Source organism: Bradyrhizobium sp. URHC0002, assembly GCF_054059515.1.
The window spans coordinates 6381002-6405255 of record NZ_JBSSCF010000001.1 but is presented as its reverse complement, the minus strand read 5'-3'; the positions used below and the strand labels follow the sequence as shown (position 1 = coordinate 6405255).

The following is a 24254-nucleotide window of genomic DNA, read 5'->3' as shown; positions in this document are numbered from 1 at the left end:
TCAATCTGGTCAGAGACTTGGGTGGCAATGAGCCGCAATTTCGGAGCAGATGGGGTATAATTGGGGCCGGCGGGCCGCCTCAATTTGAGGCGGGCTACAGCCATGAAAAACAGGCGTTTTTCTACTGTTTAGAGGCGGTCCAGCGTCCGGTACAGCCATCGGATCGCACGAATGAACCGGAGCCGGTGCGGCCCGAAAAACGCCCGGTACTGTTCCAACTCAAGCCCTGCACGGATCCGCCACTCCGCGTGGCGCCATTTGGGCTGACCGAGCCGGAGCTCAACTCGCCCGAAATCCTGCCGCCGGCGATGACAAATCTCTCGGTGGCGCTGCCGCAAGGCGTGCCCACGGCAACGGAGACCCATGAGCCATCGAAATTGCCACCGCCGCCGCCTTCACCACGGCTTTTTCGCGACGCGCGGGCCGGCTCGTCGGATTCGGGTTTGGCGCGACGCGCCGGCTTGGAAGATTCGACCTCGCGTGGCTTCTCGCGTGAACCGGACAGCGATTTTTCCTCGTTGCCGATGCTGCCGCCGGCGCTGCCGGATTGCGCTACCGCCGCGCCTGATATGGCGACCGAGATCACGACCGAAAGGAGGCCAATTCCGATCGAACGTTGAGCCGAATATTCCATAATGACTTGTTCCAATATTTCCCGGCCGTGGCGAGCAACCGGGCTATTGCTTCGCCGCCGTCCATCTTCCGGTGCAGCCATCGGACTGCCGGAACGTTCCGCCGCCGTTGCGGCCCGACAGGCGGCCGGTGGTGATGACCGTGATGCCATTGCCGGTGGTGGTGCCGTACACCCGCCCGTCGGGACTGACGGTGCCTCTGGCGGTCTCGCCGATGATCTTGCCGCTGGTGACGACGACCGCGTTGCTGCTGGTGCCCTGACAGGTCACGCCGACGCTGCTGACGATCCAGGCGCCATCGAAATTGTTGCCGCCACCTTCGCCGCTCTTGCGTCCGGCGCGGCGCGGTTCATCCGCCTCGGGCTCGCTGCGTCGTGCGGGTTTTGAGGATTCGGGCACGCGTGAACCGGACAGCGATTTTTCATCGTTGCCGATGCTGCCGCCCGCGCTGCCGGATTGCGCATAAGCAAGGCTGGAGCCGCAAACCAGCGGGATCAGCAGGGCAAGGATCGGGACCGAACGTCGGACGGCATTTTGCATCAGCAGGTGCTTCCAATCTCGCGAATAAAATTCAGCGGCCGGAACCATCGGCACAGACCGCGCCAATAATTCGGCAAGATTTGCCAGCCTTGCCGCACTCGTCGAGCGCCGCTTTCCTGGCCTGCGCAACGGTGTCGCGCTGAATCAGCGACCACGATTCGTCGGAGATCGCGAACGCGCCGCATCGCGAGCCGTAGAAACTCAACTCCATCGGACACTTGTTCGCGCCGCACTTGCTGCGTGCGTCGTCGATCGCCGCCCGGCGCGAAGCGTGATTCCAGGACATTCCCCATTTGTCGCCATCGGGCCCGTAGACGATCGAGGCCCACGGTTTCAAATCGTCCATCTTGCGCAGCCGGGTCAGCACGCCTTCGGTGGCTTCACCGTTCGGCGTCATCTTGACCTTCTCCTGAAACTTAGCGACCGCCAGGCGCATGCCGTTCTTGCTGTCCAGCGGCTCCGGGTCGTAATTCAGCTCGAACAGGCGGTCGCTCAATTCGCGCAGCAGCACGGGATCCTTGATCGGAATGCGGTCGGGATCGGGACGCAGCGTCGAGGCCAGCGGATCGGGCTGTGGCGCGACCGCGAGCTGTTGGGATGAAGCGACCGGGGCAGGGGCCACGAAATAGAAATTGCCGTCGATCGGCGAGGACGACACCCAGGGCTGCTGCGATCCGCCGGTCTGGCGTTTCACGGCGAGGCCGACCTGGTTGAAGGTCTGGAAGATGTCGAGCCCGGCCTGCTTGACGGTCGCGGCAAGCGCTTTGGTATAGGGGCTGTGGCCGTCGGCGCCGTCGAGCGCGACATTGCCGGGCTGCGTCGCATAGGAGATCAGCGTCCCCTCCGGCGCGCGCATCTGCGCCAGACCGCCGTCGGAGGCGCGCAATCCGCGGGCGCCGAATGGGTTGTTCCGGCAGGCATCGAGGATCACCATGTTGAGGCGCGTCCCCGAGCCCTGCATCTGGCGCAGCACGAGGTTGACGTCGACCATCTGGAAATCGACATCGGCCTCGCGCGTCGGGTTGGCGCTGACCGGAACGAGATAGTTCGCGCCGGAGACCTGCACGCCGTGGCCGGCATAGTAAAACAGCGCGACGTCGGCGCCCTGAACCTGGCGGCCGAAATTCTGCACGGCCAGATCCATCGCCGGCTTGTCGAGATCGAGCTGGGCGCGACCGCCGATCAGGGTGAAGCCGAGGGCTGCGAGCGTCTCGGCCATCAGCGCCGCATCGTTGCGGGGGTTATCGAGCCGGGTGACGTTTTGATAGGCCGAGTTGCCGATGACCAGCGCGACGCGCTTTTCGGCCGCGGCAGGTGCTGTGAGGGTGAGCGCCAGCCATGCCGCCAGGCCTGCGATTTTCCAGATTTTCCCGCCGAACCCCCCGGGCATTTTCAATAAGACCCCATAATGAAACGACGGCAGATTATCAGTCCGCGCGCGCTGCGAAAAGCGGTACGGCGTCGCAAACAGGGGCGGATAGGCTGGGCAATGTCGGTACTCCGATGCGCGCATCGTTTGATTTCGATGGATGCGGCCGGTGGCTTGATACGATAGTGCGATCTCGCGGCGCGGCGCGCCCGAAGTGATGCGATCTTCGATGCCCTCTCGAAAACAGAGGGTGCAGGGAAAGCCGGGTGTCCATGATACCCGCAGTCGTGCGCAAGAATGCACACGGCGGACCGCAAGTGCGCCGGAACACCCGGCCTTCCCTGCGCAACTGATCCGCCCATAGACATCGGGCAGACCTCGCGTCCAATGCGTATTTTGCATTGGATGATGCAGATGATGCGAATTAATCTGACAAGAAGCTTCCACGACTAATTCTCGAGGCGCTGGAAACGCAGCCAGGATCGAGCCCATCGATCGCAGCGCTTTTCCGATGCGCCTGCCCCGGCGCCGGAGATTACCGAATGAAGTGCATTCCCGTCCTGTTAGCCGTCATGTCGCTCGGACTCATCCTGAATCACGGAGTATCCGCCGCAGAGACGGCCGACCTCGTCATCAGCGGCGGGACGATCTACACCGGTGCAGATGAAGCCCCGTTCGTGGGCGATGTTGCGGTCACTGACGACAAGATCGTCTATATCGGCCCCCATGCCGGCGCACCGACCGCAAAGACGAGCATCGACGCACAGGGCATGATTGTCGCGCCCGGCTTCATCGACGTTCACACCCATCCGGAGAATTATCTCCGCTCGCCCGATGCGGCCAAGCGGCTGAACGCGCCGTGGCAGATGCAGGGTGTTTCAACCACCTTCATTGGCGTCGATGGCCGGGGGACGCCAGAGGTGGCTGCCGATCAGGCGCAGCTCGAAGCCCAAAAGATCGGCACCAACGTCGTCAGCTATGTCGGTTTTGGCGCCGTCCGCGAGGCGGTGCTGGGCGAGGATGCGCGTGCGCCGACGCCTGCCGAACTGGAGCGCATGAAGCAACTCGTCGCCAAGGGGATGTGCGACGGCGCCATCGGCCTTTCCGCCGGCCTGTTCTATGCACCGCAGAGTTTTGCCAGGACAGACGAGGTGGTTGCGCTGGCCAGGGAGGCCGCCCGGCGCGGCGGCGTCTACGACACCCACCAGCGCGACGAGAGCTCTTACTCCATCGGCCTCATGAACTCGGTCAAGGAGGTGCTGCAAATCGGCCGTGAGGCCGAAATCCCCGTGCACTTCGCGCACCTGAAAGCACTTGGCATCGATCTGCAGGGACAAACGCCGGAAGTGATCCGCCTGATCGAGGCGGCGCGGGCGACCGGTCTGAAGGTGACGGCCGACCAGTATCCATGGCTGGCTTCCAGCACCAGCCTCGACGCGGCGCTCGTGCCGCGCTGGGCGGTCGATGGCGGCTATCCGGCGATGATCCAGCGCTTCGACGATCCGACGGCGATGGCCAAAATTCGCGGAGAGATGATCGAGAATTTGCGCCGCCGTGGCGGCGCGGAATCGATCCTGCTGACCAGCGTCGACCGGCCTTGGACCGGCAAGCGGCTGTCGGAAATGGCTGATACATGGAAGATCGAGCCGATCGACGCCGCCGTCCGGATTCTCCGCGCCAATGTCAAAGATTCGATCGCCTCGTTCAACATGATCGATAGCGACGTCGATCTGGTCATGAAGCAGCCATGGGTCGTTACCGGTTCGGATGGTACCGATGGTCATCCCCGCCAGTACGCCACCTTTCCGCGCAAGTACGCGGTCTATGTGCAAGAGCGGCATGTCATCGACTTGAAGACTTTCATCCGGCAATCGACCGGCCTGTCGGCCGATATCTTCAAGCTCGATCGGCGTGGCTACCTGCGGCCCGGTTATTTCGCAGATGTCGTGGTGTTCGACCCCGCCCGCTACGCACCCAAGGCGGACTATGTGCGCCCGCGCGAGTTGAGCGTCGGCGTGCAAACCCTGCTGGTCAACGGCGCGCTGTCCGTTCAGGACGGTAAGTTGACCCCCGTCGCCGCCGGTCGGGCGCTCAAGCACACGCCGACATCAGGGACTTGCCCTTAGGAAAGCTCGCATTACGCAATTACGGTGGCAGTGCACCCAATAGACACGTCGCACCTTCGCGAGCGAAGCCCGAGCGCGATAGCGCTTATTTGAAGTCGCAGACCGTTTGGCCGTCCTTACTGACGCCTTCCGAACCGCGGAAGGAAATGTTGTTCCACCACTGCCCAAGGGCAGTCGGATCGCAGGCGAGCTTCACGCTCATGCCCCCGGCGAATTTGATCCAGTCGGCGAAGCTGTTGTTTGACACCGCGATCACCACGGGAATGTCAGCGTCCAGCGCCCGCTCGATCACGCGAGACAATCCCTTGCCGTCACGCTCGCGCTTGCCAAAACGGTTAATGATCACGAGGTCGGCGCCCGCCTCCATCGCGCCGGCGACCCGGGCGGCCGCGTCCTGTAGCCGGCCGAGGTCCAGCTTGCAGCCGCTTGCCGGGGAGGTTGCATTCTGCGCCAGCGCCAAAACCTCGCCGTTGTGAATCAGCACGGCCGAGAGGCTTGCATCGGCGCATTGGCCGGCCTGCACCATGCCGACCGCACGAAAGCCGCGGGCATTGAGGTCCGCGGCGAAGGCGCGCAGGACCGCATCGGGATCCTCATCCCGTTCGTACACAAGGGCAGCGAGGTCGCATTGGGCATCGAACATGGGCCGCCTCCGGTTGTCCTGTTACGAAGTGGGGCGCGGCGGTTCCGCCGCGCCCCCTGGTGCGATCAGGCCGCAGCTCCCGGGCCGTTGATGATCTGCAACTGGGTGAACTCGGCGAGTCCTTCCTCGGCGAATTCGGTGCCGATGCCCGACTGCTTGGCGCCGCCGAACGGGATGTTCGGGGCCATGTCGAGATGCTTGTTGATCCAGACTGTGCCAGCCTCGATCTGGCTGGCGATGGCGTGGGCACGCTGGACGTCGGACGACCAGACCGACGCGCCGAGGCCGTAGGTCGTGGCGTTGGCACGGCGGATCACGTCATCCTTGTCGGAATATTTGATCACCGGCAGCACGGGGCCAAACTGCTCCTCGTCGACCAGCTTCGAGCCTTCCTGGATGTCGCGCACGATGGTCGGCTCGATGAAATAGCCGGGGCGATCCATCGCCGAGCCGCCGGCGATGACGTTGCCGTTCTTGCGGGCATCATCGAGGAATGCCTTCACCTTCTCGTACTGCATCTTGTTCTGCAGCGGTCCGAGCTTGGTACCCTGCTTGGAGCCGTCGTCGACCACCGTGTTCTTGGCGATCGCGACCAGTTCGTTACAGATTTCGTCATAAACGGACTCGTGGACGTAAAGCCGCTTGATGGCGAGGCAGACCTGGCCTGAATTCTGGAACGCACCTTCGAAAATGCCGGGTGCGACCTTCTTCGGATCGACGTCGTCGAGCACGATGCCGGCGTCGTTGCCGCCGAGTTCCAGCGTGATCCGCTTCAATGTCTGCGCCGCGCTCGCCATCACCTTCTGGCCGGTTGCCGACGAGCCGGTAAAGGAAATCTTCCGGATATCCGGATGCTTGGTCATGGCGTCGCCGAGGTCGTTGGCGTCGGTGATCACGTTGAGCACGCCCTTCGGCAGAATATCCTTCACGATCTCGGCGAATTTCAGCGTCGCCAGCGGCGTGGTCGGTGCGGGCTTCACTACCAGCGTGTTGCCGGCAAGCAGCGCCGACGGCAGCTTGAAGCTGAGGATCAAAAGCGGATAGTTCCAGGGGATGATGGCGCCGACTACGCCAAGCGGACGGCGATACGCCTCGACGCGGCGGTCGCCGGAATTCTCGATCACGCGCATCGGCAGTTCGAGCGAACCGAGATAGCGGAAGAAGCCGGCCATGCCCATGACCTCGCCGGTGGCGTCCGCGAGCGGCTTGCCCTGCTCGGCGGTCAGGAGGCGCGCCAGTTCGCCTGTGTTGGCTTCGATGGCCTCGGCCATCTTGACGACGAGCGCGCGGCGCTGCTCGATCGGGGTCGCCGCCCAGGCCGGAAAGGCGGCCTTGGCCGCAGCGACGGCCTTTTCGAGCTGATCCCTGGAGGCGCGCGGGCACTGCGTCAGCACCTCTTCGGTGGCGGGATTGAGGACCGGCATGGTCAGGTCGCCGGGTATCATTTTGCCGTCGATGAGAAGATTGTAGTCGCTCATTGGCTTTCTCTCCCTGTCAACGGGCCGTTCACGGCCTCGTTATATTTTACCGTATATCACGTATGCGACGACCTCGCCACGGCCTAGGTGGCTGGACGAGGGCGCCGGTAACGATATATTCTATCGAATATAACGAGAAGATGATCGGGAGTTTCCGGTATGGAGATCGAGACCCAGGAGCTTACCACCTGCGAGGTGGCGGCCGATGGTTGCGCCATTTCTCTGGGGTTTGTGGATTCCAAGGGCGAGCCGGCGACGATCCGGTTGTCGGTCAACCAGGTCGGCGCGCTGGTCATGACCTTGCCCGGGCTGATCAGCAAGGCGCTGCAGACCCGCTTCGGCGACCAGAGCCTGCGCTATGCCTATCCGCTCGATTCCTGGGTGATCGAGCAATCCACCGACCCGAAGCATGGCATGATGACATTAAGGACGTCCGACGGCTTCAGCGTCTGCTTCTCGATCCCGCGCAAACAGCAGAGCGAGCTCGGCGAGGCGTTGACGGCGCCAGCCCCGAGGGCGACGACACGGTCGAACTAGCGTGGCAGCACCCCGCGACGTTGGCAGATAACGATCCCTGCAAAACATTGATCGCAATAACACAAGGGAGACCAGACATGGCTGTCACGCAGGCAATTCCGATCACGCGCCATCCTTTTGCGGATGGTTCCTACAAGAAGATGCTGATTGACGGCCAGTGGGTCGACGCGGCCTCCGGCAAGAAATTCGAGACACACAACCCGGCGACCGGCGAGTTGCTCGCAACCGTTGCCGAGGGTGACGCGGAGGACATCAACCGCGCCGTGGCGGCAGCCCGCCGCGCGTTCGAGGGGCCGTGGAGCAAGGTCCGGCCGTATGAGCGGCAGGGTCTGCTGCTGAAGCTCGCCGATCTCGTCGAGAAGAATTTCGAGGAGCTGTCGCAGCTCGACACCGTCGACATGGGCGCGCCGATCAGTCGTACCCGCGGCAACAAACTACGCGTGCTTGGCATGCTCCGCTATTACGCGGGGCAGGCGACCGCGCTGCACGGTGAGACCATCGAGAACTCGCTGCCTGGTGAAGTCTTCTCCTACACGCTGAAGGAGCCGATCGGCGTGGTCGGCGCGATCATTCCCTGGAACGGTCCGCTGGGCGCCAGCGTCTGGAAAATCGGCCCTGCAATCGCGACCGGCTGCACGGTGGTGCTGAAGCCCGCCGAGGAGGCGCCGCTCACCTCGCTGCGGCTCGCCGAGCTCTGCATGGAAGCCGGCATTCCCCCTGGTGTCGTCAATGTGGTGCCCGGCTATGGCGAGACCGCGGGTGCGGCGCTCGCCTCCCATCCCGGCGTCGACAAGGTCGCGTTCACCGGTTCGCACGTCACGGGACAGTCGATCGTGCGGGCGTCGGTCGGCAACCTCAAGCGTGTCTCGCTCGAGCTTGGCGGCAAGTCGCCGGACATCGTGTTCGCCGATGCCGATCTCGACGCCGCGGTGCCGGGGGCCGCGATGGCAGTGTTCGCCAATTCCGGTCAAATCTGCAGCGCCGGCACGCGGCTCTTCGTCGAGAGCAAGATCTATGACGAGTTCGTCGACCGCGTCGCCGAATTCGGCAAGAAACTCCAGGTAGGTAACGGCCTCGATCCGAACACCCAGATAGGGCCGCTGGTGTCGAAAGATCAGCTCGATCGCGTCTCCGGCTATCTCGACATCGGCCAGAAGGAAGGTGCGAAGGCGCTCGCCGGCGGTTCGCGGCTGACCGAAGGCGCGCTGTCGAAGGGCTATTTCGTGCCGCCGACGGTGTTTGCCAACGTGCAGGACAATATGCGGATCGCGCAGGAGGAGATCTTCGGCCCGGTGATTTCCGCGATCTCGTTCAAGGACAGCGACGATCTGATCAAGCGCGCCAACGCTACCACGTTCGGCCTCGGCTCCGGCGTCTGGACCACCAATGTCAGCAAGGCGCATCAGGTCGCGAAGGCCTTGCGCGCCGGCTCGGTTTGGGTGAATTGCTACCAGGCGATGGACCCGGCGGTTCCGTTCGGCGGCTACAAGATGAGCGGCTACGGCCGCGAGTCCGGCAAGCAGCACGTTGAAGAATATCTCAACGTCAAGGCGGTCTGGATCAAGACGGCCTGACGTTGCGCGAGAGCGGCGGCCTTTTGGCCGCCACTTTCTTTTCAGCGGTTTGCCGCCTTCTTCGATCGACCGATGTCGGTACGCAGCGCCTGCAATTCCTTGCGGACGGCGCTGGCGGCGTCGCGCTCGATCTTCCGGTAGCGCGCGACCAGCGAGACCCCGAAAGGCGTCAGCGCCGTCCCGCCTCCATTCTTGCCGCCGGTCTGCCGATCCACCGCTGGATGACGACAGATGCGGTTGATTTCGTCCACCAGGTCCCAGGCGCGCTTGTAGGACATGTTCATCGCGCGGCCGGCCGCCGAAATCGAACCGAACTCCTGGATTTTTTCCAGCAACTGGATTTTTCCCGGGCCGATCCGCCCCTCGGTATCGAGGTCGATGCGAACACTAAGCGTAGGGAGCGGAGCAACGTTGGACTTCTGCATGGAATCGCTTTCTGGTCCCGAGACCGCAGCTTGCCACTGCGGTCTGTTGCGAACAATGGCGCCTGATGCGCTGCCGGGCGGGCGATAACTTGTCGCCGCGCGCCCCCCGCAAGCTGCTTGCGGCCAGCGCCATATCCGATAGGATATAACGTCTGCGCATGAAACGCTAACTTGATGGGATCGACGGCGATGGCTCATCGTGAAGCAGTGACAGGCTACTCCGGTCAACACGTCGTTCCGGAACCGCGGTATCAATGCGCATGCTGCGCAGGATTCATCGAAAATCTTTCCAGCGAAACGATCCCGAGCGGGCTCGACCTCAAGCTTAATTTCATCTCTGACGAATGCTTGTTGATTTGCAACGCATGCACATCCCGGCTGGTTGAAGCCAATAAAATGCGACCGGCAGATCGCCGGAAGTAGGTGCGTTGCCCTAGCAAGCCCATCTGGCGGACCGTGAGCGGCGGCTATTGCGCTATTACGGTGACAGTGCACTCAAGTGAAACGTCGCTGCGATAAGTCAAGTGCACTGTCACCGTAATCTTTCGCTCTACCAAGCCCTCAGGGTATGATCTCCGGCCGCACATACCAGTCTTTGGAGGTCGCTTTTCTGTGCAGCGGGAAGGGATTGAACTGGTTGGCGAGGAAGATTTCGGAGAATCCCTGATCACACGAGCCAAAGCCAACACTCGCGCACGGCGCCAAGTAGACCCGTAACCTGCCAGCACTCATGTGGACCTGCCAATCGGCGGTCACGGCCTGCAAATCGCTCACGGTCACGTCGGGGCCCGAACTGACTGGACTCGCAGCGCCGGCGCGGTCCGTCGCCTGGGCTCGGGTCGAGTAGGTTCCTCCCGGCAGCCCGCATTCCTGATATTTGAACTTATCCTGGCTCAGAGCCGCGGGTTTTCGCGCTCGCGTCCCCAACTCGACTTCGACGTTGGCGAGCTGTCCCTCGGGATCGGATGCCGAGCCTGTTACCGTGATGCAGTCACCACTGACTGAGGCGCTGCTGACCGTGACGCTGGGTGGGATATTCGGCGGGGGCGATCCAACTGTGATCGGGTTGCCTGATATGTTCGTGGTGGCACCGTCATTGTCTTTCGCGGTCGCGACGGGCACGTAGATGGCATCCGTATGCAGATTGTCGAACGTCACGGCCCAATTGCTGGTCCCCGACGCGGCTTTCGCTGGTTGAGGAAAGCGGCCATCAAGCCGCACTGTCACACCTGCAACCGAGCCCGCGGAGGCGGAAGCCGTTCCATTCATGCTGATCGAATTTCCGGTGGCCTGAGCCGAACTGATGGAGATCGACGGGGGCGGGGTCTCGCGGAAAGGATGCGCCTTGAAGAAAGCCCATTGCAACTCGCTGGCGCTCGGCCCGGTCGGATCGGCAAATTGTCCGCTGTTGTCGCCGACCCAATAGTGAGTACCGGTGCCGATGAAATCGCCGCGCTTGCCTTCGTAAAAGACGGTCTCGACCACGGAGCGCTGCGGGCTGCCATACCTTGTCTGGGTGCAGGGCACGCCCTCAGCCGTGCAATCCAGTGTCGCGGTCGCAGAGGGGCTGAGTCCGTAACGGCGGATCCAGGCATCCCGCATGTTCTCGGAGGCCAATTTATTGACGACGCAATCGTTGCGCGAGTGAATGGCCATGATCGGAACTGGACGCTGCTCCTCGGGTTGCTGCTGCTCCGTCTTCATTGCGACCACATCGGCGGAGACCGGCTTGAAACTCCCCGGATTGGCGCAGACGAAACCCACCGCGGAGGAGGTCTCTGCGTAGGGCAAACCCTCGACGGAGCCGGCCGCGGCAAAATAGTCGCTGTGCGCGACGGCGAGCGCCACCGACATCCCGGCGCCGGAGGACAGGCCGGTCACATAACGCCGGTTGGGATCGATCTTCAACTCAGCCTCGATCTCGAGCGCGATCTGGTGCAGGTCCTCGGCCTCGCCGGCACCCTTGTGAATGTGCTGGTCGAGAAAGAAACCCCAGCAATTCATTTCCCGCATACCGTCATAGGAGGTGATGAAGGGGTAAACCGCGATGAAGTTGTCGCGCTCCGCCAGATCCTTGAAGCGCGTCTCGTTGATCATGTTGACCTCGGTCTGGCGGCAGCCGTGCAAGATCATCACGAGCGGTACCGCATCCTGCCCCGTGTAGGCGGACGGCACAAAGACCTGATAGTGGCGGTCGCGCGAACCTGCGTATGATTTTGCCGTGAACACCTTCTGCCGCAATTCGCCGGCAGAAGCAGCGCCGCTGAGCAACCAGCAAAGAACAAGCGTCAGCAATCGGCACAGGATGGGAAACATTGGACCCTCCGATCTTCAACGACACCAAAGATGCGACGCCGACGTTTGACGCGATCAAGGTTTCGGCGTCACCAGATCGATAAGCCGTTAGCAGCAATAACAGTCGCACTGCAGCGACGGCGATCCTGTGATCCAAAACACAGGTCCAAAGTATCTTTTTTGCGAGGAGATAGCGGAACAACGGCAAGCCGACAGGCGACGGAAACGCCGTGCCCAGCGGACAGCGATGCTGCGGCAAGCCGAACGGCGGCTTTCGCTTTCCCCCTACGTGCTGCAGCGATAGCTGATCGATCTTTCCAATTAGTACCATTGGTCAGTGCTGCCATGTTGCAGCAGCGAAGCCAGACACAACCTCTATCGACGTACTCGGTTGAGCCCGTTACGATGCGCTTGAATTGAAGCGGCGGGAGCTCTTTGGACTGCAGCAAGAAACCAGAACTCACACGGGGGGCGGCGATGGTGCGGGCGCGGCATGCGGTGCTGGTGGCGGCGATGATGGCGGCGATGGGCAAGCCGGTCGCGGCGGAAGTGCTCGACGCCACCTATCGCGGCACGATGGTGTGCGACAAGCTGCCGTTTGCCAGCCAGCAGGCGCGCGAGGCCATCGAGGTCACGATTTCCGGCGGGGCTGTGCGCTACAATCATGTGGTGCGGTTGCGCAATGCCGCCGTCGAAGCCGCGGCCGAGCAGGGCACGGGAACGATCGACGGCCAGAAAATCAATCTTCAGGGCACCTGGAAAAGCGGCAGCCGACAATACGAGGCGAAATACAGCGGAAACTTCGTGCGGCGCAGCGCCAAGCTCAAGGGCACGCAGACCTGGACCGACGGCGGCAAGACCGCAACCCGTGCCTGCGCGGGCGCGATCAAGCGGCCGCTGAAGCCATTCCTGCCGCGCGACAGGAAGTAGGGGGCTGCGGGGTGGGATCGTGAGGCACTCACTCCCGCGCTCGCAGGCTAGGCGAGCCCGCCGTGGCGCGCTATTCTTCTTCCACCCCACGTTGTCTCGGCTGCAACAAAAACGGGTGACTCATGGACAGCGATCCCTCACAGATCCCGGTTGAGGCGATTCCATTCGAATACGGCCTGACCCACTTTGCGCAGAGCGTCAGAGGACGAGCCAAGATCGTCGCGATCGGCTCGTCGTCGACGATAGGCCACGGCAATATCAAGCCCTATCCGGAGCGGCTGCTGTCGTTTCTCCAGGCCCAATATCCGAACGCAGAGATCACCATGGTCAACCGGGGAATCGGCGGCCAGGAAGCGCCGCTCGAGTTTCAGCGGTTCGATACCGACGTCATCGCCGAGAAGCCCGATCTGGTGATCTGGCAGGTCGGAACGAATGCGATCTGGCAAAGCCCGAGCGCTGTTCCTCCACCTCCGTCCTTCGACGAAACCACCAGCGCCATCCGCGAAGGACTGGTCAAACTGCGCAACCAGACGCAGGCCGACGTCATCCTGATGGACCTCCAATACGTCCCGGCCGTGCTGACCCCGGCAAAGAAGGACAAGGCGATCGCGATGGTCAAGGCGATCGGCGAACTGGCGCGCGACGGCGTCAATGTATTCCGCCGCTTCGAATTCATGAAGGGCTTGTCTGAGGTCGAGCAGGTTTCGTTCGACCGGATGGTCGACCCGGATGATGAGCGCAGGCTGCACGACAGCGACTGGGCCACGCATCGTGTGGCGTGGGCGATGAAGCTCGCGATCGTCGGCGGCGTCAACAAGGCATGGTCATCGGCAGCCGTGCCTTCGCGACCGTCACAGCCAAGTTAAGCGCACTGTCGCCGTCGTTCAGTTCCGCACTGTCAGCGCAATTCGCGCGCTCATCGCACTCGGCGGAACGATTTCATCCGTGACCGACAGGCTCGACCGGAGCCCGGTAGAGCTCGTTACTGTCTCCGTCGGTAACCCGCACGGCACATCCTCTCGAACATAGCTCGGGACGAACGATGCAAAGTTCGTTCACGAGGCTATCGGCTTTATCGATCGCGTAATCTGTGGTTTCGAGGATCATGCCGCCCTGGCTTTGGAACTCCGCGCCGATGACGAGATCAAAATTGAAGTATGGCATTCGAGCCCCCTGCCAAATTCCAACTTCCTGGAATCTAACCTGAGTCTGGTTGGTTCCTTCATTACAACTCTGCTTGCGATATCTGATTGCAGCCGCCTGTTGCGTTTCGGTATCGCGACCGCACCATAGCGCACATTGACGGTGCATCTGCGCGGTGCGCTCTGTTGCAGCACGCTGTCCATGAAGATCGTTCTCGATTCGAAAAACCGTTCAGCACCGTCAAGCGATCGCCCGCATTCCGTGGAATTACGGTGAAGGTGCGCTCGCCGATGATGCCTCCGAAGACGCAACAGCGTCGCTGTCGCCGCAATTCATGGCAACGGATGCGCGCCTGCACCGCCTCAGTTCTTCAGCACGGCGCGGGCGAGCGCCATTCAACGCTTCTGGTACGGGTGGAAGATGTGGTCCTTTGCCTTCACCGCCACATGGCACGCGTGTCCGCAGTCGGAGGGGCTGGGATCGGCCGTGAAATTGTCGGATGCGGCTTCGTAGTTGAACAGGGCGTATCCCCATCCGCCGCTTTGCGGAAATCTCTTGCTGTCCTTTTCGATGACGAAGGCCTGCGTGAAGACGTCTGGCACGTCTACGGCGAATGGGGCCTCCGTGCTCTTCTTCGGCTTCCACTGAAGTTTTGCGATCTTGGAGCCATCCGGGAAAGGCTGGCCGTTGTTTGGTACGCCGGCCTTGTACGCCTCGATCATGGTCGGATTGGCCACGATCACCTTGAGCACTTCATCGGTCCGGGCGGAAGAGACCACCGCCCAGTCCTCGTATCCCTTGAAATCAGAGAACGCGATTCCGCTTGGCGAATTCAGCGAGTACTTGTCCTGCGCGTAAACGGCCGCGCCGCCCACGACGACAAGCCCTGCCGCGGTTATCGCAATCCTGAGTTTGCTGTTGCGCTTCATGGGTGATCCCTTTTGGTGCCTGTTTCATCTTTGGCCACTTCGGGGTTCCATCTTAGCCATTTGGCCATGCCGGGGGTTATGCACTTTGCGGGGATCAGCCGTCCCGCTTCGTCCTGACATCGTCGCGGCGCGGGGTGAGCTTCAATGCCCGTTCTTTCGGCAAACCCGAAGTTGCCGACATGTTGTGGAATCACATACCTTCCGCGCGGGGTAGTGAAGAAAACGGGATGGAAACAATGAAGATCCATGTCCTGGAGCGCGCCCTGACGGCTGCCTGCATCGTCGCTGCCATTGCTGTTGTATGGTGGGGCTTCAAGATACTGTCTGCGTGACTTGGACGGCATCGGTGGCTCGACCGCTCCCAGGCGGGAACTCCGCTACCTAAGCGCTGGCGAGACGCCATTTCTGCAAAGCGATATGTGAACCGCTTCACTTAGGCGTGGCAAAAAGGATTCACCATTCTCAATCAGACAAAAGAAAGCCAAAATCTAATTGACGCCGATTGAGAGCTGAATCATGTTAGCGAATCATCATTGCAAGTAACGAGTATTGCTTCCGCGTAAGCCTTCTTCGAATTTTTGGGTGACGCGCGATGTATTACGGCATCTATCTCTTCGCCATTGCGCTTGTCATCATGATAGGTCAGTTGGCCTTTGCGCTCTATCAAGTGGCAAGCTTGTTGTATCTGTCATGAGCAGGACAGGGAATTTCACCTTGCCCTGCCACACAGCCGCCATCATCCACGCCGGCAGGTAAAGGCGCGGTACGATTGCCGTCGCGATGATGTGAGCGCGGCTGCCTCAGTTCTTCAGCACGATCCGCCCGACGACTTTCCCGGCCCGTAGCTCGTCGATCCATTTCTGGACGTCGGCCATCGGCTCTTCCTTCATCGGCGTCGGCTTGATCTTGCCGGCGCGGGCGAGCGCCATCAATTCCTTGGCTTCGGCGAGCGTGCCGACCATGAAGCCTTCGATGGTCATGCGCTTGTAGACCCATTGCACCATCGGCAGGCTGAAATTGCCGCCCATCAGGCCGGAGACCACGATCTTGCCGCCGCGCGCCACCACCGACACCGCAAAGGCCATCGATTTCTCGTTGCCGGCAAAATCGACGATCTCGTCGAAGCCACCTTCGGTCTCCTTGATCATGCGCCTGACGACTTCAGGCTCGGCGGGATCGTAGGCGACCGCGGCGCCGTTCTGCAGTGCGCTCTCGCGCGCGGCGGGGCTGAGATCGGCGACGGCGATCTTCTGCGTGAACATCGCCTGCGCGAACGAAAGCCCCATCATGCCGACGCCGCCGAGGCCGATCAGCAGCAGATTGCGCTGGCGCGGGCGGTCGACCAGCCGCTTCAGCGCGCCATAGGCGGTGACGCCCGAGCACATCAGGGTTGCCGCCTGATTGACCGGTAGCGGATCGTAATCCAGCAGGTACTTTGCGTCGGGCACCAGCACGTGGGTGGCAAAGCCGCCGTCGATGGACACGCCGAGGAAGCGCTGCTTGACGCAGAGGTTCTCGTCGCCGTTGGCGCAGTCGCGGCACTGGCCGCAGCCGATCCAGGGGAATACCGCCTGCTTCTTTCCGATCAGCTCCTTCGAGGCATCGGGACCGACCTCATCGACGACGCCGGCGATCTCGTGGCCGAGCGTGAACGGCAGCGTCATGCCGCGCGTGGTGTCGAGCCGCTTGCCGCCGCCCAAATCAGCATAGCCGTCCTGGATGTGGAGGTCGGAATGGCACAGCCCGCAGCGCTCGATGCGGACGAGGACTTCGCGGCCTTGCGGCTTCGGCGTGTCGACGATGGTTTCGCACAACGGCGCATCGAACTTGACCAGCGACTGGCGACGCATCAGCGCCATGGCAATATCTCCCTTGAGCAGACGTTTCTTCAGGACGTTTGAGTTCTTGTGTTTCGTATATCGGTCAATTCACGGGCCATGGCAACAAAGCCCGAGATCGGAATGGTCTCCGCCCGCCGGGTCGCATCGACCTCCGCGGCTGCCGCCAGCCGCGCCGGATCGACCGACAGCGATTTGAGGCTCTGCCGCAGCATTTTCCGGCGCTGGCCGAAGGCCGCGGCGGCCACCTGTTCGAGGGCGCGGCGGTCGCATGGCGCAGGCGTGCTGCGCGGCACCAGCCGCACCACCGAGGAGGTCACCTTGGGCTGCGGCACGAAGGCGGCGGGGGAAATATCGAACAGGATTTTGGTCTCGGCGCGCCAGTTGGCGAGCACCGCGAGCCGGCCATAGGCCTCGTCATTCTCCTGCGCGACGATGCGCTCGGCGACCTCGCGCTGAAACATCAGCACCATCATGTCGTACCAGGGCGGCCATGGCTCGATCGAAAGCCAGTCCACCAAAAGCGCGGTCGCGATGTTGTAGGGCAGGTTGGCGACGATTTTTGCGCGCTCGCCGCCGAGCATCGGGCGGGGGTCAAAACGCTGCGCGTCGGCGTGCACGATCTCGAGCCGGCCGGGATAACGTTTTGCGATGTAGTCGAGCGGCGCCAGCGCGCGCTCGTCGCGCTCGACGGCGATGACGCGCTTCGCGCCCAGCGCCAGCAACGCGCGCGTCAGACCGCCGGGGCCGGGGCCGATTTCGATGATGGTGGCGCCTTCGAGCGGACCCGCGGCGCGCGCGATCCGCGCGGTGAGGTTGAGGTCGAGCAGGAAATTCTGGCCGAGGGATTTGCGCGCCGACAGGGAATGTTCGCGAATGACGTCGCGCAGCGGCGGCAGATCGTCGATCGCGCTCATGAAGGTTTGGTCGTCGCCATCCGTGCGGCGAGCCGCAGGGCTGCGGCGAGACTCGACGGATTGGCCCTGCCGGTGCCGGCAATGTCGAAGGCCGTGCCGTGATCCGGCGAGGTGCGGATGAACGGCAATCCCAGCGTGACGTTGACGGCGTCCTCGAACGCGATCGTCTTGATCGGGATCAGCGCCTGGTCGTGATACATGCAGATGGCGCAGTCGTAGGTCTTGCGGGCCGCTGCGTGGAACATGGTATCCGCAGGCAAGGGGCCCCTGGCGTCGATGCCTTCCGCGCACAGCGCCTCAATGGCGGGTGCGACGATGTCGATGTCTTCGCTGCCGAGCGAGCCGTCTTCGCCGGCATGCGGGTTGAGGCCCGATATCGCAAGCCGCGGCCGGGCCAGGCCGAAATGCGCCCGGAGATCCGCGACCGCAATCCGGGCGGTGGTCACGATCAGCTCGCTCGTGAGCTGGGTCAGTGCCTCGCGCAGCGAAAGGTGGATGGTGACGGGAACGACGGCGAGCGCCGGCGACCACAGCATCATCACCGGCTGCGGCGCGCGGCCGCCATTGGCGGCGAGCTCGGCGAGAAATTCGGTGTGGCCGGGATGGCGGAATCCCGCGCGGTACAGCACGCTCTTGGCGATCGGGTTGGTGACGACGGCGCCGGCTCTGCCGCGCCTGACATGGTCGACGGCCTGGCGAATGGAGGCCAGCGCGGCGGTCGCGCTGGTGTCGTCGGGCTGTCCGGGCCGCGCGGTGGCGATTTCGCCCGTCGCCACCACGGGCAACGCTTTCGCGAATGCTGCGCCCGCTTCCTCAGGGACGGCATCGGCAAGCTCGACCTGCAATCCCAGGATTTTCGCTCGCTCCGCAAAGAACGCGCGGTCGCCGAGCAGATAGAACGGCGGAAGATCCAGCTCTTTGCGCCGCAGCCAGGCTGCGAGGGCAATGTCGGGGCCGATGCCCGCGGGCTCGCCGGATGTCAGCGCGAGAGCCTTGGTCTTCAGAACCTCAGTATTCAGAACATTGGTATTTGGAGGCTTGGCCATCAGAGCTTGGCCATCAACGACATTCGATCATCGCGGCTTTGCGGAGGTCGTTCAGATAGGATTTCTGTTTCGCCTCGTATTTCTGGGTGAACATCTTTTCGCGGATTTCCCGCTTCTTCGGCGTGTCGATCTTGGTCGGTTTGCGGTCGCACAATGCCACCATCTCGACGCCCTGTTTGGTGATCTCGGGCGGGGTCAGATGGCCGACCGGCGTCTTGTCCAGCAGCTCACGCAACGGGCCGGGAATGTCGGCCGAGGTCTTGGTGACGGTCTCGCGGATCGCAGCATTCTGCATCGACTTGAAGTAGGAATTGGCCTGCTCGCAGGTCTGGACGCGCTCGCGCACGGTTTCCGCTTCCTTGCGCCGCAAATCGACCGCCGCCGGCGCCGAGCCGCGCGGCACGATCAGCACGATCGGCTGCAGCTTGTATTCGAACGCCTCGGTCTGGGTCGGTTCGCCGCTTTCCTGGGCGGCGGCGGCAACGTCCTTCTCGCCGACCTGGAGGCTCTCCTTGAAGCGGCCGCGCACCAGACTGCCCCAGACCATCTCGGCCTTGAGGCGAGACTTCAGCGTATCCGGCCGGATACCCTGGCTCTCCAGGGATTTGGTCAGCTGCTCGGGCGACAGCCGCATGCGTTGGCTCATTCCCGAATAGGCTTGATCGACATCGCTAGCGGTAGGATCGACGCCGAATCTCTTGGCCTCCTTGATCTTCACCTTTTCATTGGTCAGCTCGTCGACCACTTCTTGTCGCGACATCTGCTTCCGCGTGGTCAGGAAATTGAGCTTAGTACGCTGCTCGATATCGAGACTGGTGATGGGTTCGCCGTTGACCATGCAGGCAATCGACTGCGCCAGCAACGGCGACACCCCGCCGGCCAGCACGGCAAGCGCGACGGCGCAGCAAGCGGCAAGGGGCCAAACATGGGACCAAGGTCGGCGAGAAGGGAGCTTGATGGTGGTCATGGTCATGTCAGCAGTATCAACCAATTCGTACCGCGTTGCGCTGGGTACTCTCGGGCACGGTCGGCCTCACGCTACTGAATGCCGCCGCTGCCGGCCGTCGAGGATGAATTCGCGAGGGTTCGCAGGCCGATCTGCAGCATGAACGCGTGGCTGAGCACCGGCGGCGTCGTGCCGGCGGAGTAGCTGTACGACGTGACGTAATTGGCCGCCAGCACGAAGCAGTCATCCACATAGCCGGCGCCGACGATGTACTGGTTCAGCTTGTTGGCTTCAAGATCCCACCGCGCCGCTCCCGACACCACCCAGTTCGACGCAAGCTTGATCGAGGCGCTGCCGAGCAGGCCTTCACGCCGGGTCAGGTATCCGAGCTCTGGCTGTGCGGCATAGTTGCCGTACATCATGCTCACCGACCAGCGGTCGAACGCAGCGCGTCCTTCGGCTTCGAAGCGATTGACGTTCAGCGTCGCCTCATCGATGCGCGAGCGCACGCTGAACGTATAGGTCCGGTTCGGGGAATAATTGACGCGGGCGACGTAGTCAGACCGGGTGTTCTCCAGGCCGGAATTGAGCCCGGTGTTAGTCGCATCCTTCACCGCATACGAATTCAGGCCGTACAACTGGTAGGATTGTCCGACCAGCACATTGATGCTGCCGCCACGATCGAACTGCGTGGTCGCCTGGACGCCGACATTGGCGCGTCCGCCGCCTTCGACGCGGTCGTAGCCCGAGAACTTGTCAACCGCGAACAGGTTGCTGGCGTCGAACACCATGCTCTGCGCGTCTTCGTTGGGCAGCTTGCCGGCGTAGGTCTCGTTGGGACGGGCGATGATCTGCGCGATCGGCTCGATCGTGGTGGTGCCCCAGGGCTGAACGTTGATGAAGGGATAGCGATATTCGAGGCCGACGGCCGGCATCGGACGCAGCGCCTGGGTGTCGCCGACGGGAAGGAAATTCGAAACACCCGGCTGGTTCGAAACCGAGGAATTGATGGCGTCGACGCGCATAATCGCAAACGGCGTCCAGATTTGACCGAACGGATCGGTGTACGACTTCCGCCATTGCGCTTCGGCCGTCAGGCGCGTGTAAGTGCCGGGGAAGCCGCGCAACAGGCATTGCGACGGCGTCCGCGCCAGTGGATCGGCTGATGTCGTTGTGCACAGGCTGGCGGTGTTGGCCAATGTCGTGATCGGGTCGAAGGCCGCCGTATCACGCGAGAGGTTGGTGAAGTTGGTCCTGTAGCTGACTTCGCCGCCAAAGATCGGGCGGTTGATCACGTTGTTGTAGTCGATCACTGGATAGACCACCGGAACCTGATTCTGGTTGCCGGAGAAGGAGAGGTAATAGATCGTGCGCGCGTCGAAGTAGCTGCGGCTGCCGACGCCGGTCAGATAAAGCTGCGAGATCGCTTCCGTCGGAAGGCTCAGGAACGAGCCGAGCGGGTCCTTGTACTGGGCCAGCCGGTAGTCCGAGAAGAAGTAGTAGTCCGACAGCAGGACGCCGTCCCAGCCCCAAACCCATTTGTCGTTGAGCGCGAACTGGCCTTTGGTGTCGACGCCGCCGCGGAACTGGCGGTCGCCGGGCTGACCGGCGTAGGCGCCCTGGTCGAGCTGATCGATGCCGTAGGCGCGGATCTGGTAGGAGCCGTTGATCAGGCGCTGGCGGAATTCACCCTGCAACAGCACGCCCTGCCGCGTGGTGAAACGCGGATTGAAGGTCGCGTCATAGTCCGGTGCGATCGCCCAGTAGAACGGGGTTTCCACGCCGTAGCCGTAGCCTGTGACCGTCGTGTAGGACGGCATCAGGAAGCCGGTCTTGCGCTTGACGGTCGGATCGGGCGTCGAAAAATACGGCAGGTACGCCATCGGCACGCCGAAGAACTCGAGCTGCGCGTTTTCGAAGTACAGCATCTTGTCGGTCTGGTCGTGGATGATACGCGCACCCTTGACCTGCCACAGCGGCGGCTTCTTCGGATTGTCCTTACAGGGCGCGCAGGCGGTGTACACGCCGTTCTCGAACACGGTGTAATTGCCGGCCGAGCGATCGGCGCGCGTCGCCGCCATCCGCGTGGCGTCCGCGGTATCGACGCGCAGCGAATCGACGAACCCGTCACGGTAGTCGTCGCTCAGGTCCATGATGTTGGCGTAGGTGATTTTGCCTTCCGCATCGGTAAGGCGGATGTTGCCTTCCGCATGCAGCCGCTTAGTCTTCTGATCAAAGATGACCTTGTCGGCCTCCACGCTGGTGCCGTTGTAGAACATCTGCACGTTGCCGACCGCCGACACGCGCTGGTTGTTGTAGTCGTAGTCCACCTCGACCGCTTGCACGGTCATCTTGCCGTCATTGGTGACGGGGCGCGGCGGCGGCTTGGGTGGCCGTGGATTGTAGGTGAAGCTTTGCGCCGAGGCCGGAACCGTCAGGGCAAACTCAATCGCGCCCGCCAAAACGAATCCGGCGAGCAGCGCAAACATAGAAACGCCAAAGGCGGCCAAGCGCGTTCGGGAGCGGCGCACATCGGTGCGCCGCCTGAACGCAGGCGACCTCAACTGGCGGGCGGCGACAACGGCCACTACCCGTCCTCCTGGTACAGCAAGGCCAAAAAGCCGGTGAGGCCACCCACACAGACGGGCAACCACGCCGCAGCGATCGGATGCATCAACTCAGCCTTGCTCAAATCCTCAGTAACTTTCGATAAAACGTAGAGCAGAAAGCCCGCGCCCACGCCACTCAAAACCATCTTTTGCACGCCGCCCATCCGGAAGAAGCGAAGGCTCACGGAAGCCGCCAACATCACCATTGCAGCCAGCAAAAACGGCTGTGCGATGAGCTTATGGTACTGCAAACGGTAGCCTGCGGTCGCGAAGCCCGAGCTTTCGGAAGAGCGGATATAGCCGGGAAGTTGCCAAAAGGACACGGTTTCGGGGGTGGAGAAACTGTTGCGAACCTGGGCCGGGGTGAGGGTGGTCGTGAGGTAATAGTTGTCCTGATCAACCGGAGGTTTATCCAGGGAGTACCTGCGTACCGATTTGAAGGCCCAGCGGCCTTCCTCGAGGGTGGCTTCGCGGGCTTCGATTCGCTCCTTGAACTGGAGATCAGAGTCGAACCGGAACACGGTCAGTCCCGTCAGCCGGACGCCCTGCTGTTCGCTGCGCGCCGCATTGATGATCGACTGGCCGTCGCTGTTGATCTGGTTGAGCCAGAAACCGGATGCATCCTGGATGCCGCCGCCGGGGGCCGAGCCGAACAGTTCGGCCTCCATTCGTTTGGAGAGTTCGCGTAAGTTCGCCGACATCGGGTTGTAGGCAACGGTCGCCACGATGCCGAGGATGATCGAACTTGCCAGCGCCGGCGAGATGAACTGCCAGGCGGATACGCCGGCCGCACGTGCGACCACCAGTTCGAGCCGCCGCGACAGTGCCAGATAGCAGGTCATCGCGCCGATCAGGACGCAGAATGGCATCAGCTTTTCGAGCAGTTGCGGCACCCGGTAAAGCGATGTCTGAGCCACTGTAATCGCGGAGGCCGACACCAGCCCGGAGGTCTTGCGGACCATTTCGATGTAATCGACCAGCACGAGCAGCACGAAAATGCTCGCAAACACGCCCACCGCCGCGACCAGGAAGCGGCCCGCAAAGTATCTCCCGAGCGTGTTGGTTATCATGCTCATGCTGTGACCGGCCGTCCAAACAGCCGCGCCAGCCGCGCGTTCGACCTGTTGATGGCCTCCATCAGCATAGCCGGCGGCTCCACCACGATGCCGCCGACGATCATCCACAGCCCGAGACCGATCGAACCGAACAGCATCAAATACTGGACGATAGCCATGCCCGGCGACTTCACCGTCATGACCGAGCAGGCGAATCCCGCCATGCGCAGGCCGAACACCGCCAGGATCGATCCGCCAATGGAAAAATTGCGGCTCTGGCGCGTGGTGCGCGGCGTACCGAGGAAGGCAAAGGTCAGGACTGCGAACGCGAACGGATAAACCGGCGCCAGGAAGCGGTCATGCAACTCGGCGCGAAACTGCCCGGACAATTGCTTGAAAACCGCATCGTCTTCCGAGGGCGAAACCAGCTCCCAGAGATAGCGTTCGCGAATTCCCAGTGCGACGTCGCGGCCGCGATTGGAGAATTTCGACATGTCGAAGGCATAGCGGGCGAAAGCCACCAGCGCCGGATCGCGCTTTCCCGCCTCGAAACGTTCGAGGTTGCCGTCCTCCAGCACTAAATAGGAGCCGCTCTCGTTCTTCAGCACCGTGCCATGGTCGGCGATGATGGTGACGCGCTCCTTGGGATCGCGGCGGTCATCGACGAAGATGCCGGCGAGAACGCCGCCCGGTTGCCGTTCCCGAATCCTGATCGTCAGGTTCTGGTCGAGCTGGGCGAAACGTCCGGGCTGCAGGATGTTGGTCAGCACGTCGGCCGTGATCTCGGCGTCCCATTGCTTGATCCGGCGCAGGCCGTCGGGAGCGAGAAAGGCCGCAATGAAGATGACCAGGAGCGCCACCACGCAGGTGGCGAAGAAAAACGGGCGGAACAGCCGGTACGGGGAAAAGCCCGCGGCGTTCATCACGATGATTTCGGAATCGGTGGCGAGCTTGTTCAGCGTATGCGAGATCGCGATCATCAGCGCGATCGGCGCGATGACCAGCACCAGCGCCGGAATCACCAGGCTGGTGATGCCGAGAAAGGTGATGATGGTCTGGCCCTGGCTGGTCATCAGATCGATGCCGCGCAACGCCTGCGTAATCCAGATCACGCCGGTGAGGCTGACCAGGACCAGCGCAAACGACGCGAGCGTCGTGCGGAAAATGTACCTGTCGATCGACCCCATCGTTACCGTACGATCCCGCCCCTACGCGCCCCAAA

General features: G+C 62.4%; 21 protein-coding genes. 5 read left to right on the top strand and 16 right to left on the bottom strand.

All coding sequences use genetic code 11. The features are described from left to right. Window positions 1-121: 121 nt before the first annotated feature. From ACVWVY_RS31330 to ACVWVY_RS31320, 3 genes are read right to left on the bottom strand one after another with little or no spacing between them, the layout of a single operon-like run. On the bottom strand, window positions 122-634 hold the full coding sequence (locus tag ACVWVY_RS31330) for a hypothetical protein (RefSeq protein WP_456629999.1): 513 nt from the start codon (window positions 632-634) through the stop codon (window positions 122-124). A gap of 43 nt (window positions 635-677) precedes the next feature. Beyond that, window positions 678-1172, bottom strand: coding sequence for a hypothetical protein (locus ACVWVY_RS31325; protein ID WP_456629998.1), 495 nt, complete (start codon window positions 1170-1172; stop codon window positions 678-680). Between the two features lie 31 nt (window positions 1173-1203). Next, window positions 1204-2562, bottom strand: coding sequence for a caspase family protein (locus tag ACVWVY_RS31320; RefSeq protein WP_456629997.1), 1359 nt, complete (start codon window positions 2560-2562; stop codon window positions 1204-1206). Between the two features lie 521 nt (window positions 2563-3083). Between ACVWVY_RS31320 and ACVWVY_RS31315 the strand changes: the two genes are divergently transcribed. Next, window positions 3084-4667, top strand: a complete 1584-nt coding sequence (locus tag ACVWVY_RS31315; RefSeq protein ID WP_456629996.1) for an N-acyl-D-amino-acid deacylase family protein — start codon at window positions 3084-3086, stop codon at window positions 4665-4667. 85 nt (window positions 4668-4752) lie between these two features. Here the strand turns inward: ACVWVY_RS31315 and ACVWVY_RS31310 are convergent, their stop codons facing one another. Continuing rightward, window positions 4753-5310 carry a DUF2478 domain-containing protein gene (locus ACVWVY_RS31310; protein ID WP_456629995.1) on the bottom strand — a complete coding sequence of 186 codons (558 nt, stop codon included), beginning with the start codon at window positions 5308-5310 and terminating at the stop codon, window positions 4753-4755. Window positions 5311-5375: 65 nt separating this feature from the next. Further along, complete coding sequence (locus tag ACVWVY_RS31305) at window positions 5376-6788, bottom strand: aldehyde dehydrogenase family protein (protein ID WP_456629994.1); 1413 nt, start codon at window positions 6786-6788, stop codon at window positions 5376-5378. Window positions 6789-6947: 159 nt separating this feature from the next. Here ACVWVY_RS31305 and ACVWVY_RS31300 point away from each other — a divergent pair, with 159 nt between their 5' ends. Together ACVWVY_RS31300 and ACVWVY_RS31295 are read left to right on the top strand one after the other, a co-directional pair. Next, window positions 6948-7325 carry a hypothetical protein gene (locus ACVWVY_RS31300; RefSeq protein ID WP_456629993.1) on the top strand — a complete coding sequence of 126 codons (378 nt, stop codon included), beginning with the start codon at window positions 6948-6950 and terminating at the stop codon, window positions 7323-7325. Between the two features lie 77 nt (window positions 7326-7402). Continuing rightward, window positions 7403-8899: an aldehyde dehydrogenase family protein gene (locus ACVWVY_RS31295; RefSeq protein ID WP_456629992.1), complete on the top strand. Its 1497-nt coding sequence runs from the start codon at window positions 7403-7405 to the stop codon at window positions 8897-8899. Window positions 8900-8940: 41 nt separating this feature from the next. Here ACVWVY_RS31295 and ACVWVY_RS31290 read toward each other — a convergent pair whose 3' ends face one another. Both ACVWVY_RS31290 and ACVWVY_RS31285 read right to left on the bottom strand, forming a co-directional pair. Continuing rightward, window positions 8941-9324: a winged helix-turn-helix domain-containing protein gene (locus ACVWVY_RS31290; RefSeq protein WP_456629991.1), complete on the bottom strand. Its 384-nt coding sequence runs from the start codon at window positions 9322-9324 to the stop codon at window positions 8941-8943. Window positions 9325-9885: 561 nt separating this feature from the next. After that, window positions 9886-11640 carry an extracellular catalytic domain type 1 short-chain-length polyhydroxyalkanoate depolymerase gene (locus tag ACVWVY_RS31285; protein WP_456629990.1) on the bottom strand — a complete coding sequence of 585 codons (1755 nt, stop codon included), beginning with the start codon at window positions 11638-11640 and terminating at the stop codon, window positions 9886-9888. 456 nt (window positions 11641-12096) lie between these two features. Here ACVWVY_RS31285 and ACVWVY_RS31280 point away from each other — a divergent pair, with 456 nt between their 5' ends. Together ACVWVY_RS31280 and ACVWVY_RS31275 are read left to right on the top strand one after the other, a co-directional pair. After that, complete coding sequence (locus ACVWVY_RS31280; RefSeq protein ID WP_456629989.1) at window positions 12097-12549, top strand: hypothetical protein; 453 nt, start codon at window positions 12097-12099, stop codon at window positions 12547-12549. Between the two features lie 122 nt (window positions 12550-12671). Then, window positions 12672-13415 (top strand): SGNH/GDSL hydrolase family protein, encoded by a 744-nt coding sequence (locus ACVWVY_RS31275; protein WP_456629988.1) that lies wholly within the window; start codon window positions 12672-12674, stop codon window positions 13413-13415. Between the two features lie 73 nt (window positions 13416-13488). On the opposite strand, the gene ACVWVY_RS31270 is transcribed toward ACVWVY_RS31275, so the two are convergent. The 9 genes from ACVWVY_RS31270 to lptF form a co-directional block, all read right to left on the bottom strand. Continuing rightward, window positions 13489-13713 (bottom strand): hypothetical protein, encoded by a 225-nt coding sequence (locus tag ACVWVY_RS31270; RefSeq protein WP_456629987.1) that lies wholly within the window; start codon window positions 13711-13713, stop codon window positions 13489-13491. A 374-nt stretch (window positions 13714-14087) separates the two neighbouring features. Beyond that, window positions 14088-14621, bottom strand: a complete 534-nt coding sequence (locus tag ACVWVY_RS31265) for a cytochrome P460 family protein (RefSeq protein WP_456629986.1) — start codon at window positions 14619-14621, stop codon at window positions 14088-14090. 800 nt (window positions 14622-15421) lie between these two features. Next, window positions 15422-16480, bottom strand: a complete 1059-nt coding sequence (locus ACVWVY_RS31260; RefSeq protein ID WP_456629985.1) for an alcohol dehydrogenase — start codon at window positions 16478-16480, stop codon at window positions 15422-15424. 29 nt (window positions 16481-16509) lie between these two features. Further along, window positions 16510-17376: a 16S rRNA (adenine(1518)-N(6)/adenine(1519)-N(6))-dimethyltransferase RsmA gene (gene rsmA, locus ACVWVY_RS31255; protein ID WP_456629984.1), complete on the bottom strand. Its 867-nt coding sequence runs from the start codon at window positions 17374-17376 to the stop codon at window positions 16510-16512. Next, window positions 17373-18422, bottom strand: coding sequence for a 4-hydroxythreonine-4-phosphate dehydrogenase PdxA (gene pdxA, locus ACVWVY_RS31250; RefSeq protein ID WP_456629983.1), 1050 nt, complete (start codon window positions 18420-18422; stop codon window positions 17373-17375). Before pdxA ends, rsmA begins: the two co-directional genes overlap by 4 nt. Before the next feature lie 13 nt (window positions 18423-18435). Next, the gene (locus ACVWVY_RS31245) at window positions 18436-19389 is read right to left on the bottom strand and encodes a SurA N-terminal domain-containing protein (protein WP_456632351.1); all 954 of its coding nucleotides are present in this window, start codon (window positions 19387-19389) and stop codon (window positions 18436-18438) included. A gap of 71 nt (window positions 19390-19460) precedes the next feature. Then, complete coding sequence (locus tag ACVWVY_RS31240) at window positions 19461-21956, bottom strand: LPS-assembly protein LptD (RefSeq protein ID WP_456629982.1); 2496 nt, start codon at window positions 21954-21956, stop codon at window positions 19461-19463. Next, on the bottom strand, window positions 21956-23053 hold the full coding sequence (gene lptG / locus ACVWVY_RS31235; RefSeq protein ID WP_456629981.1) for an LPS export ABC transporter permease LptG: 1098 nt from the start codon (window positions 23051-23053) through the stop codon (window positions 21956-21958). Before lptG ends, ACVWVY_RS31240 begins: the two co-directional genes overlap by 1 nt. After that, entirely contained in the window at window positions 23050-24219 is a 1170-nt protein-coding gene (gene lptF, locus ACVWVY_RS31230; RefSeq protein ID WP_456629980.1) for an LPS export ABC transporter permease LptF, read from the bottom strand. Before lptF ends, lptG begins: the two co-directional genes overlap by 4 nt. Between the last annotated feature and the right edge of the window lie 35 nt (window positions 24220-24254).